This is a genomic window from Enterococcus sp. DIV1337a (assembly GCF_051712285.1).
Classification (GTDB): Bacteria; Bacillota; Bacilli; order Lactobacillales; family Enterococcaceae; genus Enterococcus; species Enterococcus faecalis.
In genome coordinates this window covers 1,934,059-1,948,400 of the sequence record NZ_JBIOOP010000001.1, presented here as the reverse complement: position 1 = coordinate 1,948,400, position 14,342 = coordinate 1,934,059, and the positions used below count along the sequence as shown (strand labels likewise).

Below are 14,342 nucleotides of genomic sequence, written 5' to 3'. Positions count from 1 at the left end.
TTATTCTATGCTATAATAATAGAAGTAAGATAATGAAGGAGTGGGATGGAAGATGCAAGCAACAGTAACAGAAATAGGCAAACATGCAATCGATGATTCAGAAAAATTGATTATTCTTTTTGGAGAAACTGCTACCGATACCTTGAAACAACATGCGGTTATTCAATCATTCCCAGAAAAAGAACAAGTCACCTTGTCAGAAGGGGATCATCTGAAAATTGGCGAGACAAACTATACAATCACAAAAGTGGGTTCTTTTGCCAATAGTAACTTGCAAAGTATCGCTCACAGCACTTTAATCTTTGCTGATGCACCAACCGACGAGGAAGAAGTTATCCGGAACGGTGTTTATTTAACGCCCCATCAGTTACCAAAAATAACGATTGGAACAACAATTGATTATTTAGTAAATGGAGCGTGAATCAATGGAGAAAAAACAAACGACTGACAAACGCCTGTCTTGGTTTTGGCGTTGGTTTTTAAATAATCAAGTAGTAACAGCCTTACTGATTGTCTTATTGGTGCTGTTAATTATTCTAACTTTTACGAAAGTTTCTTATTTATTTAAGCCCGTCTGGCAGTTTTTCGGCGTTGTCGGCTTACCAGTAATTATGGCGGGGATTTTATATTATTTATTAAATCCGATTGTCGATTATTTAGAGAAAAAACAAATTTCACGTGTGTGGAGTATTATCGGCCTATTTATTTTAATTGTGGCACTACTCATTTGGGGTGGCATTGTAATCGTTCCTAAAATTCGCGAACAATCTGTCAGCTTTGTGAATCATTTTCCTCAATATATTGATACAATTGATCAAAAATCACAGGAAATATTAAGTGATCCACTTTTCGCGCAATTTAGAGAACAACTTGAAGCGGCAGGCGATAAAGTTGTCAGTTCATTAGGCACCATTATTAAAAACGTCTCAACGTTCACAGTACAAGGAATTGGTAATTTCTTTGGGGCGGTGGCTACGATTTTTGTCGCCATCATTACGATGCCATTTATTCTATTTTATTTACTGAAAGATGGTAAAAACTTAGCGCCCTATTTAATGAAGTTTTTACCAGTGAAGATGCGCAAACCAACCCTAAAAGTCCTTACAGAAGTCAATGATCAAGTCTCTTCTTATATTAGGGGACAATTAACTGTCGCTTTCGCAGTGGCAATTATGTTTATGATTGGTTTTTCTGTAATTGGCTTAGATTATGCAGTCACTTTAGGTATTGCAGCAGGCTTTTTAAATTTAATCCCTTATTTAGGATCATTTTTAGCCATGATTCCAGCAGTCTTTTTAGGAATTGTCAGTGGGCCAGCTTTGTTAATTAAAGTCTTGATTGTTTTTGCCATTGAGCAAACAGTTGAGGGGCGTTTTATTTCGCCACTTGTCCTAGGCAGTCAGTTATCCATTCATCCAGTCACCATTTTGGTTGTTTTATTAACGTCTGGTAAACTATTTGGGATTGTCGGCGTGATTTTAGGAATTCCTGTTTACGCCGCAGCTAAGGTGATAATTACTCACATTTTTGAGTGGTACCAAATTGTATCAGGTTTGTATGATGAAGATAAGCCAGATCAACAAGAATCTACGTAACAAAAGAGACAAGCAGTGAACGAACTGCTTGTCTCTTTTTGATGTAAATCACTCGGAAAATTTAGAATGTTTTACCGTATTCAGTTGCTTTAGTCATGGCAGTATTTAAAAGTTCTTCCGCACGATCAGGGAAATGATCAATTCCTTCGATGAATAAACTGTCAACTTGATCAACACCAATGAAGTTTAGAATGGCTTTAATATATTGAGAAGCAAAATCTTTTCCTTCGTAGAAGCCACCATTTGATTGGATGTGTAAGGCTTTTTTACCACTTGTTAGCGGTTTTGGTCCTTCTGCTGTATATTGGAAGGTTTTTCCAGCAACGTTGATTGTATCTACCCAAGCTTTTAAGCGTGTCGGTACGTTTAAGTTCCACATTGGATTAGCAATTACTACTTTGTCTGCAGATAAAAATTGATCAGTTAATTCATTAAAACGAGCTACTTTTTGTTGTTGGTTTTCGCTTAATGTTTCAAATGCTGCACCAGCGCGAAGTGCGCCCCAAGCAGATAATAATTCTTCATCGATTTCCGGCATGTTTGTTTCTGGTGCATAAACATCTAAAATTTCGATTTCATCTGATGGATTTGTTTCACGGTATGAAGCTAAAAATGTTTCTAACGCACGAACTGAGCGTGATTCTTCTTTTGTTAATGGATGTGCTTTAACAACTAATAATTTTGACATTGTGTAATCTCCTTAAAATAAATAGTTTAAAAATTCAACATCTCTATTTTACTAATAAAAAGTAAGAGAAAGCAAGTCTTTTTTTGAGATTTAGTCAACTTTTTTTCAAAATAGCCTAAAAGACGAAAAATATTTTTTGAAAAGGCTTGCATATTAAAAAAAAGCATGCTATTATTACTTTGTAAATAAGGATTGTTACTGCTTTGCAGGCAAAACCAGAGTCTTCCATTAACACAATCAGTGGAGGGATTCTGGGCTTTTTTTATAAAAAAGTGAGGTTGCATTCATCATGAGGATTGAAAAAGTTTTAAATAATAATGTCGTGCTTTCAAGAAATGAGCAAGGCGAAGAAATTGTTTATATGGGACGCGGCTTAGCCTTTCAAAAGAAGATTGGAGACACGATCAATCCAGATTATGTTGAAAAGGAATTCGTGTTAAAGGACTCCGCTATGGCAGGACAATTCCAACAGTTGTTTGAAGACGTTCCCACCAAAGAAGTAGAAGTCGTCAAACAAATCGTTGATTTAGCAGAAAAAACGCTAGCGATTGAGCTTTCATCAAATATTTATTTAACTTTAACGGATCATATTCACTATGCGTTACTTCGAGCCAAAGAAGGAATTGATATTCCGAATCCTCTTGTATTCGAAACACGCAAATTTTATCCTAAAGAATTTGAAATTGCTAAGCAGGCATTAACGATTATTGCTGAAAAGCTAACGGTTCAATTTTCAGAAAATGAAGCGGGCTTCATTGCTTTTCATATTGTGAATGCTGAACAAGGAAATGGCAATATGGAAGTTACCATGGAAGCAACCAAAATGGTTCGAGATATTTTAACGATTATTAGTCGCTACTTTGGACAAGTGTTTGACGAAGATTCATTGAACTATCAACGAATTGTTACACATCTTCAATATTTTGCGCAACGTTATTTAAAACAAGAAGCGCATGATGAAGAGGATGAATTTCTTTTTGCATTGGTCCAAGGAAAGTATCCTAAGGCGTTTCAAGCGGCCCAACGTATTAATGAGTATTTATTAAAAAGCTATGATCGACCAATTGATCAAGCGGAAATGATTTATTTAACCATTCATATCCAAAGAGTGGTCAATGATAAAAAGACATAACAACCAATAATCGCGGATTGTTACTGATAATGCAGGCAAAACCTAGATTGAAAAAACCGATAACGATTTTCGCAGACTGCGCAGCTGTGAAGAGAAGGATCTGGCTCTTTTTCAATGTAGGTTTTTTTGATATTAAAAATTAATGGAAATGAGGACCTAGAGATGAGTAAAAATCAAGAAATTGCAGCACGTGTGTTAAAAGCTGTTGGGGGCGAAGGCAACGTTAATAGTGTTGTTCACTGTGCTACGCGCTTACGTTTTAAATTAAAAGATGAAAATAAAGCAGATACAGCTGCATTGAATGCTGACCCAGATGTTATTCAGGTAGTTCAAAGTGCAGGACAATATCAAGTGGTTATTGGCAGTCACGTTAGTGATGTCTATAAGGATTTGATGGCCAACAGTGGACTAGGTAATGATTCTGATACTAGAGAAAAAGAAAGTGGCGGAAATGTCTTTAACCGTTTAATTGATATTATTTCTTCTATTTTTACACCGTTTTTAGGTGCAATGGCCGGTGCTGGGGTTCTAAAAGGTTTCTTAACCTTAGCTGTCACTATGGGCTGGTTAGCTGACACTTCAGGCGTATATCTTGTGCTCTTTTCGATTGCAGACGGGTTATTTACTTTCTTACCAATTATGTTAGCGTTTACGGCTGCTAAAAAATTCAATACTAATCCCTTTTTAGCGGTTGCTTTGGCGATGGCCTTGGTTCATCCCAGCATTACTGCTTTAGCAGGCAAAACAATTAGCTTTGCTGGTCTTCCAGTGATTATTGGGCCAAGTGGCTATACTTCTTCGGTTTTACCAATTATTTTGGCTGTTTTTGCACAAAGTTATGTTGAACGTTTCTTCAAAAAAGTAATTCCGAGTTTTCTACAAATTATCTGCGTTCCGTTAGCTGTTTTCCTTATTATGGCACCTGTTACCTTCTTAGCTATTGGTCCTATCGGGACGGTCATCGGCGATTGGTTGGGACAAGGATACAACGCAATTTACGCTTTTAGTCCAATTATCGCAGGGTTATTAATGGGTTCTTTGTGGCAAGTCTTGGTAATGTTTGGTATGCATTGGGGCTTTGTACCAATTATGATGTTAAACTTAACACAAGGTGGCGATACGATGGTACCAATGTTATTACCAGCCGTTATTGCACAAGGCGGGGCTGCTTTAGCTGTCTTTTTCCTAACAAAAAATGTGAAACTAAAAGGTTTGGCTTTGTCTTCAAGCATTACAACTATTTTTGGAATTACTGAACCAACTGTATATGGCGTGACTTTACCATTGAAAAAACCATTTATTGCGGCTTGTATTGGTGGCGGTATCGGTGGTGCATTTGTGGCTATGAATCACGTGAAAAACTTTACGTTTGGCTTGGTTAGTATGTTGAGTTTGCCTGGCTTTATTCCTGCAGAGACAAAAGATACTGCACCGATGATTACTGGTGCGATTGGTGCCGGAATTGCCTTTATCATTGCGTTTGTCTTAACGTTTGTCTTACGTTTTGAAGATCAACCTAATCCAGAAACAGCAACTGAAAAAACAGAAACTGATAAGATGGTGGCACCTGTAAAACCGAATCAAGAAGACAAAATTATTTTAGCAAGTCCAATTCAAGGTGAAATTTTACCGCTAGAAAAAGTACAAGATCCTGTTTTTGCTTCAGGTGCTTTAGGAAAAGGTGTTGCAATTGAGCCGACTGAAGGCAAACTGTATGCACCCGCAGATGGTGAAATCACCACATTATTTCCGACAGGACATGCTGTTGGCTTGACGACAACAGAGGGTGTTGAATTATTAATGCATATTGGCATGGATACGGTCGAATTAGATGGTAAAGGCTTTGAATTATCAGTGAAACAAGGAGATTCTGTTAAAAAAGGAGATTTACTGGTTACTTTTGATATTGCTGCCATTAAAGAAGCTGGTTATCCAGTAGTTACGCCGATTGTGGTAACGAATACGAAGGATTATTTAGATGTTTTGGATATGAACCAAACAGATGTGTTACATGGTGAAGACTTTTTAGCCATTATTAAATAAAAGATAATTGGAGGAGGAACAAGCATGACAACAACGACAAAATTTCCAAAAGGATTTTTATGGGGCGGTGCGACCGCAGCCAATCAATTAGAAGGGGCTTACTTAGCCGATGGTAAAGGTTTATCTGTGGCAGATGCGATGCCGGGAGGAAAACAACGTTTCGCTATTTTAGGAGATGAAGCGTTTGATTGGACGATTGACGAAACGAAATATCGCTACCCTAATCATACAGGAATTGATCACTATGATCGCTTTAAAGAGGACATTGCGTTGTTTGCTAAAATGGGCTTCAAATGTTACCGGTTTTCAATTGCGTGGTCGCGTATTTTTCCTCAAGGAGATGAAACACAACCGAATGAAGCCGGTTTGAAATTTTATGATGCGGTTATCGATGAATGCTTAAGCTATAACATTGAACCAGTAATTACGATTTCTCATTATGAGATGCCACTGCATTTAGCGAAAGAATACGGCGGGTGGAAAAATCGTCAATTGATTGACTTTTACGAACGTTTTGCGGAAACTGTATTAACCCGTTACCACCAAAAAGTTAACTATTGGATGACATTCAATGAAATTAATTCAGCTTTCCATTTCCCAGCACTTAGTCAAGGATTGGTGAAAAGTAATGGAGCCAATGATTATCAAAATATTTTCCAAGCATGGCATAATCAATTTGTTGCAAGCAGTAAAGCTGTAAAAATTGGTCATGAATTAAATCCAGAATTACAAATTGGGTGTATGATTATTTATGCAACAACGTATGGCATTGATTCGAATCCAGTCAATCAAGTTGCTACAATGATTGAAAACCAAGAGTTTAATTATTATTGTACAGATGTTCAAGTTCGTGGTGAATATCCAGCATACGCAGAACGCATGTATCAAAAATATGCGGTGAAAGACTTAGTCATTGAAGAAGGAGATTTAGAATTATTAAAAGAATACCCAGTGGATTACATTGGCTTTAGTTATTATATGTCGACTGCTGTCGATGTTACTGGTACTACCAACGATACAGCAAATGGGAATCTTTTAGGCGGCGTTAAAAATCCCTTCTTAGAAGCAAGTGAATGGGGTTGGCAAATTGATCCCGAAGGTTTACGAATCGCCCTAAATGAATTATATAATCGTTATCAAAAACCTTTATTTATTGTGGAAAACGGCTTAGGTGCAATTGATAAAGTCGACGAAAATTTCTATGTGGCAGACGACTATCGGATTGATTATTTGCGTCGTCATATTGAAGCAATGGCAGAAGCAGTTGCAGACGGCGTCGATTTAATGGGCTATACGCCGTGGGGCTGTATTGATTTAGTTAGTGCTTCCACAGGTGAAATGAGTAAACGGTATGGGTTTATTTACGTTGATTTAGACGATGAAGGAAATGGTACTAAAAACCGTTATGAAAAAAAATCGTTTAATTGGTACAAACAAGTTATTGAAACTAATGGACAAAACTTAGACTAGTTATTGTAATTAAACAAAACAAGATAATCGTAGTAGATTGTTGCTTCTGTTCCTACCGTTTATCACTTTTTAAGCTTGGGCCAAAAATCCAAAGTGATTTTTGGCCCAAGCTCTTTTTTGTCAATTTTTCAAAATAGTGCACAATACGTTATAATAGAAACAACTGAGAGGAGCGTTTCTAATGAATAAGCAATTACAACATCCGTTTTTTGTTATTATGGGTCCTAGTGGTTCTGGCAAGACCGCAATTACAAGTAAGGTTTTTCCGAAAAACTATAAAGTTATCTCGCATACTACGAGGAAAAAACGATTGGATGAAGTGGATGGTGTGGATTACTATTTTGAAACAAAAGCAAGTTTTCAAACCTTGATTAAAACCAACCAGTTAGTGGAGTATGATTTTTACCACGGAAACTATTACGGTGTCGGTGTAGCTGCCATCATTGAAACAACGAAAGAGCATCCAGCCTATAATGCGTTAACTTTTCCAGGTTTTCAAGCGGTCTTTGAGCGTTTCGGCGAGTCCGTCATTCCAGTTTTTTTTGACGTTTCCAAAGAAAATATTTATCAACGCTTAAAGCAGCGGGAATCCGATCCTAAAATTATTGAAGAACGTTTAAACCTATATGATCAAGAAATTCTTATCAAAAACCAATTGGAACAATATCCTAATTATCAACGGATAGATGCCAATGGCTCAATAAAAGAGGTCGTTGACTTTTTACAAAAGTGTATCAAGCAATATTATTAATCAAGTAACTGATAAGACAAAATCTAACATCAATTTTGTCTTACTAGGCGCTTGATTTTTTTTTGTAAAAAACTTGCATTCTGAATAGAGAGTGCTATAATGACATGGTGTCATATGACGATGTGTCATAAAAGGGAGGAACACAAATATGCCTACGAATACGTTTTTTCATTTGCCAGAAGAAAAGCAACAACGGTTACTAGATGCTGCGCAGATTGAATTTTCGCGCCATTCTTTACAAGAAGCGTCAATTGCAAATATTGTTAAATTAGCGGAAATTCCTCGTGGTAGCTTTTATCAATATTTTGAGAACAAAGAAGATTTGTATTTTTATTACTTTGCGACATTAAGAAAAAATAGTGAACGAGATTTAGAGAAACAAATTATTGCAGAAGATGGCGATTTAATCAAAGCCATGGATGTCTATTTCTCCAAAATGATTGTCGAAGTGCTAACTGGAGAGAATGCTTCTTTTTATCGGAATTTGTTTGTCAACATGGACTATCGTGCTTCACGTCGGGTGACGGATAATTTAGCGACTGGGGAAGAAGAAAAAAATAGGAAACAGCATTGTCACAAGCATAGAGAAAGAAAAGGCCATGCTGCCTATGCAGAACATCTTTATCAAATAATCGATCGTTCGAAATTAACTATTGAAACGCCAAAAGAATTCACGTGGTTCATGCAGACGGCGATGCATGCCGTTTTCTCAACAATTGTTGATGGGTATCGTCAACAAAGAGAAAATCCCGCCTATGATTCAACTGAAGCAGTCAAACAATTAAAAATGAAATTAAATTGGTTGAAAAATGGCGCTTATAAGTAACAAAAAGGAGGAGAAGTTAGTTGATTAAACTAGTCAAACGAATGTCGTTATGGTCAGTCTTTGCAGCAGTTTTATTTATGATTGTACAAATTATCGCAGATTTATATCTGCCCACTTTAACATCTAATATCATTAATGACGGTGTTGCTAAAGGAGATATTAACTATATTTGGAGTACAGGAGTTGTCATGTTAGGCTTTTCTTTGATTAGCATTGTCGCTTCTATTGGAAATACCTTTTTTGCCACCAAAGAATCACAAAGTTTAGGAAAAAAATTACGGACCGATATTTATCGAAAAGTTGAAAATTTTTCTAATAATGAATTTGACAAATTTGGGACAGCTTCGCTAATTACACGAACAACCAATGATGTCAATCAGATTCAAATGGTTATGCAAATGTTTTTACGTTTAATGATTAATGCACCTTTAACGTTAATTGGTGCAAGTTTTATGGCGTATAACAAGGACCCACAATTAACGAAAATTTTTCTATATGTTTTACCAATTATGGCTGTTTTAGTGGGCGGTATCATGTTTTTAGCGGTTCCGTTATTTAAAAGCATGCAAAAGAAAACCGACCGTTTAAATTTAGTTTTTCGTGAAGGACTGACAGGGGTTCGTGTGATTCGGGCCTTTGGCAAAGCAAACTATGAAGAACAACGTTTTGATGAAGCCAATAAGGATTATACACAAACGGCGATTAAAGTGAATACGATTGTCGCTTTGATGATTCCTTTAATGACACTCATTATGAGTGGTACCAATATTGCAATCACCTGGTTTGGCGGTCATTATATTGCGGAAATGCAACTTGAAGTAGGGAACTTAATCGCCTTTATGACTTATGCCATGCAAATTCTGATGAGTTTCATGATGTTATCCATGATTTTTGTCATGGTACCGCGGGCGCAAGCTTCTGCTGATCGGATTAACGAGGTGCTAAATACTGATTCAGAAATCAAAGATGTACCTAACCCAGAACTGCTCTCTCTAAAAGGAGACGAAGCAACATTGGCGTTTGAACATGTTAATTATCGTTACCAGCATGCTGAAAACTTAGCACTGGAAGATATAGATTTTTCAGCAAAATCTGGGGAGACGGTCGCAATTATTGGTGGGACTGGTTCTGGTAAAACAACGCTGGTTAATCTTTTACCACGTTTTTATGATGTTGAATCTGGCAAGATTTTGCTAAATGGTAAAAACATTAAAGATACGTCACAGCATAATTTACGAGAAATGATTGGCTTTGTACCGCAAAAGGCTGTTTTATTTACAGGAACGATTCGTGAAAATATGCAATACGGCGCCCCAAATGCGACCGATGAAGAAATTTGGCAAGCCTTAGAAATTGCGCAGGCAAAGGCGTTTGTTTCAGAATTGGCAGAAGGTTTGGATAGTCATGTCGAACAAGGCGGCGGTAATTTTTCTGGCGGACAACGCCAGCGGTTGGCTATTGCTCGTGCTTTAGTAAAACCAGCAGATGTCTATGTTTTTGATGATTCCTTTTCTGCATTGGATTTCAAAACAGATGCTAATTTAAGAAAAGCCTTAAAAGAGCAGATGACGGATGCAATTGTTGTTTTAGTGGCCCAACGTGTAAGTACGGTTATGGAAGCATCGACAATTTTAGTATTAGACGAAGGGAAATTAGTTGGTAAAGGAACGCATGAAGAGTTATTAGCGAATAATCAAACGTATCAAGAAATTGTACATTCTCAATTGAGAGAGGAGGACCTTGCATGAGTAGTCGACCAAAAGGCGGACCAATGGGCGGTGGACCAGGACGCAACATTGGCGCAAAAGGGCCAAAACCAAAAAATTTCTGGAAAACAGTGAAACGTTTATTTCGGTACATGTCTAAACGAATGCTGTCAATTATTGCAGTCTTAGTATTAGCAATCGCAGCCGTCGTTTTCCAAATTCAAACACCAAAAGTATTAGGACAGGCAACAACTGAAATTTTTAAAGGCGTCATGAAAGGCGCTGCTGAAATGAAACAAGGCTTAAAAATAACATCTTTTCCAATTGATTTTGACAAAATCGGTCAAATTTTATTAATTGTTATTGCCATGTACCTTATTTCGGCTGTCTTTAATTTCTTGCAGCAAGTAATTATGACACGTGTTTCACAGCGAACAGTTTATGAATTACGTCAAGAATTAGAAGCGAAAATGAACAAAGTTCCAATTTCCTATTATGATACTCATAGTAATGGGGACATCATGTCGCGGGCAATTAACGACATGGATAATATTGCGAGTACTTTACAACAAAACTTAACCCAATTAATTACCAGTATCGTGACATTTGTGGGCGTACTTTGGATGATGCTGACCATTAGCTGGCAGTTAACACTAATTGCCTTAGCAACAGTGCCATTAAGTTTAATTGTTGTGATGGTTGTGGCGCCTCGCTCGCAAAAACATTTTGCGGCTCAACAAAAAAGCTTAGGATTATTGAATAACCAAGTCGAAGAAACCTACGGTGGTCACGTAGTAGTAAAAAGTTTCAACCACGAAGAAAGTGATCAAGAAGTATTTGAAAAAGAAAATGAAAAATTATACCATGCTGGTCGCAAAGCACAATTTATTTCAGCAATCATTATGCCTTTAATGAACTTTATCAAAAATCTAGGCTATGTGTTTGTTGCAGTCCTTGGTGGCGTAAAAGTAGCGAATGGTATGATGGATTTAGGGGATGTCCAAGCATTTCTTCAATATACCAATCAATTTTCACAACCGATTACTCAAATCGCTAATTTAATGAATACAATCCAAGCTACGGTGGCTTCGGCAGAACGTGTCTTTGAAGTATTAGATGAAGAAGAAATGGTGGATGAACCTTCTGGAGTACCAGTGGAAACAGATAGTCCTTATCGTGTTTCTTTTGAACATGTTGCTTTTGGTTATTCACCAGAGAAATTATTAATGAAAGATTTCAATTTAAATGTTAAACCTGGGGAAATGGTCGCAATCGTGGGCCCAACAGGTGCTGGGAAAACAACCCTAATTAACTTATTGGAACGCTTCTATGATATTAGTAGCGGCAGCATCAAATATGATGGCGTTGATACGCGCGATTTATCTCGCGAAGAGTTGCGAGCACACTTTTCAATGGTTCTTCAAGATACTTGGTTGTTCACTGGAAGTATCTATGACAATATTCATTATGGCAATGACCAAGCGAGCGAAGAAGAAGTGATCCGTGCGGCGAAAGCAGCCCATGTGGATGACTTTGTCAGAAAATTACCAGAAGGCTATCAAACGATTTTAAATGAAGAAGCCAGCAATATTTCTCAAGGTCAACGACAATTAATTACAATTGCTCGAGCATTCTTAGCAAATCCAGACGTTTTAATTTTGGATGAAGCCACCTCAAGTGTGGACACTCGAACAGAAATACTGATTCAAGCAGCAATGAATCGTTTATTGGAAAATCGGACCAGCTTTGTAGTTGCTCATCGCTTGTCGACTATCCGTGATGCCGACACGATTATCGTTATGGCAGAAGGATCAATTGTGGAAACAGGAACCCACGATGAATTAATGGCGAAAAATGGTTTTTATGCTGATTTATATAACAGTCAGTTTTCAGAAGAAGTAGCCTAAAAGGCGAAGCAAAAAAAATAGTAATTCGTGATGGGGCTGACGGAGCCATAGTCGTAAAGACTGGTTCCTGAAGCCTTATTTTTTTGACAAAAAGTTAGTGAAATTGAAAAATTTCTATTTTCTTTTGAGAAAAACAGGATATTACTTGATGAAATAGCAAGAGATGTATAAAATGGGAGAGAAGAAAATGGAGGTAACAGAAAAAATGACTGAATTTCAATTAGAAAAAGCTGCGACATTAAAAACAATTGCTATCCGTGCGAAAAAAGTTGGCGAAATGGTCGACTTTTATAAAAAAGTAATGGGTTTTGTTTTAAAGTCAGAAGAAAATAACCTGTCTATCTGGGGTACACGTGAAGCAGGAACGCAATTATTAATTTTAGAAGAAACCAGAAAAGCCGAAGATTTTCATAATGAAGAAAAGCAAATGGCTTATTTTTCAATTAAAGTTCCTACGGAAAAAGAATTTTTACAAATTGCTAAACGAGTGCTTGAACAAGACTATCCAATTGATGAAAGTTTCCAAATTGGCACACGTCAAAGCATGTTCATTACTGATCTTGAAGGCAATCAATTTGAGATTTTTCACGATGAAGCAACAGCAAATTCGACCTCTGAAAAGCAACCGATTGTGCTTAAAGATCTTATCAGTGAGGACTTAGAACCGCATCAAGGTTTAGCCGCTGGGACATATTTAGCGCATGTGCAATTAAAAACAAATAATCAAAAAGAAATAAAAGCTTACTATGAGGAAGTTCTGGGTTTAAAACGCAATGAAAAAGATCAATTTGTTTTAGAAGATGGCAAAGCGACCATTGGATTCCAAAAACCTGAAACAAGTGAAGTTGATCAATTACCTGATCCACACTTAGGTTTAGATTTCTTTACCATTAAGCTCTCTGATCAAGACCATATTTTAGCAATAGAACAACAATTAACGGCGAAAAATCAAGAATTCTTTATTGACCAGAAAAAAGCGATTGTCACTGTGTTTGATCCAATTGGCTTGGAATGGTGGTTTGTCTTAAAATAAACGCTTAGACAGACAAAATAAGCTTGTTTTAGCAAGTCTGGAATAAAGTCGGAATAAAAGTTTAACGATACTTTTGTTCGGGACTTATTCTAGACTTTTCCTTTAATATTAAAAATAGTAGGTGAAAAAATGTACGAAAAAACAAAGTCGAAAATTAAAAAAATGATGAAAAAAGGTGTTTTTTCGGGCGCTAGTTTTTGTTTCATTGAAGGTGAAAAAGAGGAGACCAATTGTTGGGGACTCGCACAAGTAAAACCCACCAAAGAACAATTAACCTCAGCTATGCTCTTTGATGTGGCTTCTTTAACCAAAGTAGTCGGCACCACCACCGTTATTTTGCAACTAGTGGAGGAAGGAAAAATTATTCTAGATCAACCGTTACAAACCTATTATCCTTCTTTTCAAGATTCCAACATTACAATCCGTCATTTGTTGACACATACAGCAGATTTACAAGGCTATATTCCTAATCGTGATCAGCTGAATGCCCAAGAATTAAAACACGCTTACAATCATTCTTTTCACGCAGGCAAAGCAATAGGTAAAAAAGTCGTTTATACAGATGCAGGGACTATTTTATTAGGCTTTATGTTAGAAGAAATGTTCCAACAATCAATGATAGAAATTTTATCTGAGCGAGTATTGCTTCCTTTAGGGATGAACGAAAGTACGTTTCTACCAAAAAATCCTTTAAACTGTGTGCCAACAGAATTACATGAACAAAGAGGGGTGATTCGAGGCGCAACTCATGATCCTAAGGCATTTGTTTTACGGGAACATGCAGGGAATGCCGGCTTGTTTAGCAATGTCTATGATTTAACAAAATTTGTTCGAATGTATTTAAATCGAGGTAGTTATCAAAATTATCAATTTTTGAAAAAAGAGACAATTGATTTGCTACTAGTTAACCAAGTGCCAGCTGCAGATAAACCGCGTTCTTTAGGATGGGATTTTAAATATGATGTAGCTACGCAACGGCCAGTATTATTCCATACGGGTTATACAGGTACTTTTTTGCTAATTGATGTGCCACAACAATCAGCGTTTATCTTTTTATCCAATCGAGTTCATCCAGATGACCACCGAAACGCTTATATCGCAGAAAGAGATCAATTGCTGGCAACCTATTTGGGGGAGAAATCTTCAGTTTCAGATGAAATGACTAGTTTTTAGTGATATAATGAGAGCGAA

Annotated in this window: 12 protein-coding genes; 11 read left to right on the top strand and 1 reads right to left on the bottom strand. The window is 37.0% G+C overall.

The window, feature by feature from the left end; genetic code table 11:
• Positions 1 to 52 precede the first annotated feature (52 nt).
• Together IGL49_RS09195 and IGL49_RS09190 are read left to right on the top strand one after the other, a co-directional pair.
• Complete coding sequence (locus IGL49_RS09195; protein WP_164982974.1) at positions 53 to 421, top strand: PTS glucitol/sorbitol transporter subunit IIA; 369 nt, start codon at positions 53 to 55, stop codon at positions 419 to 421.
• A 4-nt stretch (positions 422 to 425) separates the two neighbouring features.
• Positions 426 to 1,595: an AI-2E family transporter gene (locus IGL49_RS09190; protein ID WP_104854929.1), complete on the top strand. Its 1,170-nt coding sequence runs from the start codon at positions 426 to 428 to the stop codon at positions 1,593 to 1,595.
• Positions 1,596 to 1,656: 61 nt separating this feature from the next.
• On the opposite strand, the gene IGL49_RS09185 is transcribed toward IGL49_RS09190, so the two are convergent.
• Entirely contained in the window at positions 1,657 to 2,283 is a 627-nt protein-coding gene (locus tag IGL49_RS09185) for an FMN-dependent NADH-azoreductase (protein WP_104854930.1), read from the bottom strand.
• A 289-nt stretch (positions 2,284 to 2,572) separates the two neighbouring features.
• Between IGL49_RS09185 and licT the strand changes: the two genes are divergently transcribed.
• The 9 genes from licT to IGL49_RS09140 all read left to right on the top strand — a co-directional run bounded on the left by licT (position 2,573) and on the right by IGL49_RS09140 (position 14,324).
• Positions 2,573 to 3,415: a BglG family transcription antiterminator LicT gene (licT, locus tag IGL49_RS09180; RefSeq protein WP_104854932.1), complete on the top strand. Its 843-nt coding sequence runs from the start codon at positions 2,573 to 2,575 to the stop codon at positions 3,413 to 3,415.
• Positions 3,416 to 3,577: 162 nt separating this feature from the next.
• The gene (locus IGL49_RS09175; protein WP_104854933.1) at positions 3,578 to 5,458 is read left to right on the top strand and encodes a beta-glucoside-specific PTS transporter subunit IIABC; all 1,881 of its coding nucleotides are present in this window, start codon (positions 3,578 to 3,580) and stop codon (positions 5,456 to 5,458) included.
• A 24-nt stretch (positions 5,459 to 5,482) separates the two neighbouring features.
• Positions 5,483 to 6,928, top strand: a complete 1,446-nt coding sequence (locus tag IGL49_RS09170) for a glycoside hydrolase family 1 protein (protein WP_104854934.1) — start codon at positions 5,483 to 5,485, stop codon at positions 6,926 to 6,928.
• A gap of 181 nt (positions 6,929 to 7,109) precedes the next feature.
• The gene (locus IGL49_RS09165) at positions 7,110 to 7,679 is read left to right on the top strand and encodes a guanylate kinase (RefSeq protein ID WP_104854935.1); all 570 of its coding nucleotides are present in this window, start codon (positions 7,110 to 7,112) and stop codon (positions 7,677 to 7,679) included.
• 148 nt (positions 7,680 to 7,827) lie between these two features.
• Positions 7,828 to 8,505 carry a TetR/AcrR family transcriptional regulator gene (locus IGL49_RS09160; protein ID WP_104854936.1) on the top strand — a complete coding sequence of 226 codons (678 nt, stop codon included), beginning with the start codon at positions 7,828 to 7,830 and terminating at the stop codon, positions 8,503 to 8,505.
• Positions 8,506 to 8,525: 20 nt separating this feature from the next.
• Entirely contained in the window at positions 8,526 to 10,253 is a 1,728-nt protein-coding gene (locus IGL49_RS09155) for an ABC transporter ATP-binding protein (protein WP_002367144.1), read from the top strand.
• A complete protein-coding gene (locus IGL49_RS09150; RefSeq protein ID WP_002356577.1) occupies positions 10,250 to 12,118 on the top strand; it encodes an ABC transporter ATP-binding protein in 1,869 nt (622 codons plus the stop codon). Before IGL49_RS09155 ends, IGL49_RS09150 begins: the two co-directional genes overlap by 4 nt.
• A 163-nt stretch (positions 12,119 to 12,281) precedes the next feature.
• Positions 12,282 to 13,151, top strand: coding sequence for a VOC family protein (locus IGL49_RS09145; RefSeq protein WP_164982976.1), 870 nt, complete (start codon positions 12,282 to 12,284; stop codon positions 13,149 to 13,151).
• 129 nt (positions 13,152 to 13,280) lie between these two features.
• Positions 13,281 to 14,324 (top strand): serine hydrolase domain-containing protein, encoded by a 1,044-nt coding sequence (locus IGL49_RS09140; protein WP_104854937.1) that lies wholly within the window; start codon positions 13,281 to 13,283, stop codon positions 14,322 to 14,324.
• The last annotated feature ends 18 nt before the right edge of the window (positions 14,325 to 14,342 follow it).

What these genes read in the sequence shown, in the direction of transcription:
- IGL49_RS09195 (WP_164982974.1), top strand. Translation starts at nt 53, where the DNA reads ATGCAAGCAACAGTAACAGAAATAGGCAAACATGCAATCGATGATTCA.
- IGL49_RS09140 (WP_104854937.1), top strand. Translation starts at nt 13,281, where the DNA reads ATGTACGAAAAAACAAAGTCGAAAATTAAAAAAATGATGAAAAAAGGT.
- licT (WP_104854932.1), top strand. Translation starts at nt 2,573, where the DNA reads ATGAGGATTGAAAAAGTTTTAAATAATAATGTCGTGCTTTCAAGAAAT.
- IGL49_RS09150 (WP_002356577.1), top strand. Translation starts at nt 10,250, where the DNA reads ATGAGTAGTCGACCAAAAGGCGGACCAATGGGCGGTGGACCAGGACGC.
- IGL49_RS09175 (WP_104854933.1), top strand. Translation starts at nt 3,578, where the DNA reads ATGAGTAAAAATCAAGAAATTGCAGCACGTGTGTTAAAAGCTGTTGGG.
- IGL49_RS09170 (WP_104854934.1), top strand. Translation starts at nt 5,483, where the DNA reads ATGACAACAACGACAAAATTTCCAAAAGGATTTTTATGGGGCGGTGCG.
- IGL49_RS09160 (WP_104854936.1), top strand. Translation starts at nt 7,828, where the DNA reads ATGCCTACGAATACGTTTTTTCATTTGCCAGAAGAAAAGCAACAACGG.
- IGL49_RS09165 (WP_104854935.1), top strand. Translation starts at nt 7,110, where the DNA reads ATGAATAAGCAATTACAACATCCGTTTTTTGTTATTATGGGTCCTAGT.
- IGL49_RS09145 (WP_164982976.1), top strand. Translation starts at nt 12,282, where the DNA reads ATGTATAAAATGGGAGAGAAGAAAATGGAGGTAACAGAAAAAATGACT.
- IGL49_RS09190 (WP_104854929.1), top strand. Translation starts at nt 426, where the DNA reads ATGGAGAAAAAACAAACGACTGACAAACGCCTGTCTTGGTTTTGGCGT.
- IGL49_RS09185 (WP_104854930.1), bottom strand. Translation starts at nt 2,283, where the DNA reads ATGTCAAAATTATTAGTTGTTAAAGCACATCCATTAACAAAAGAAGAA.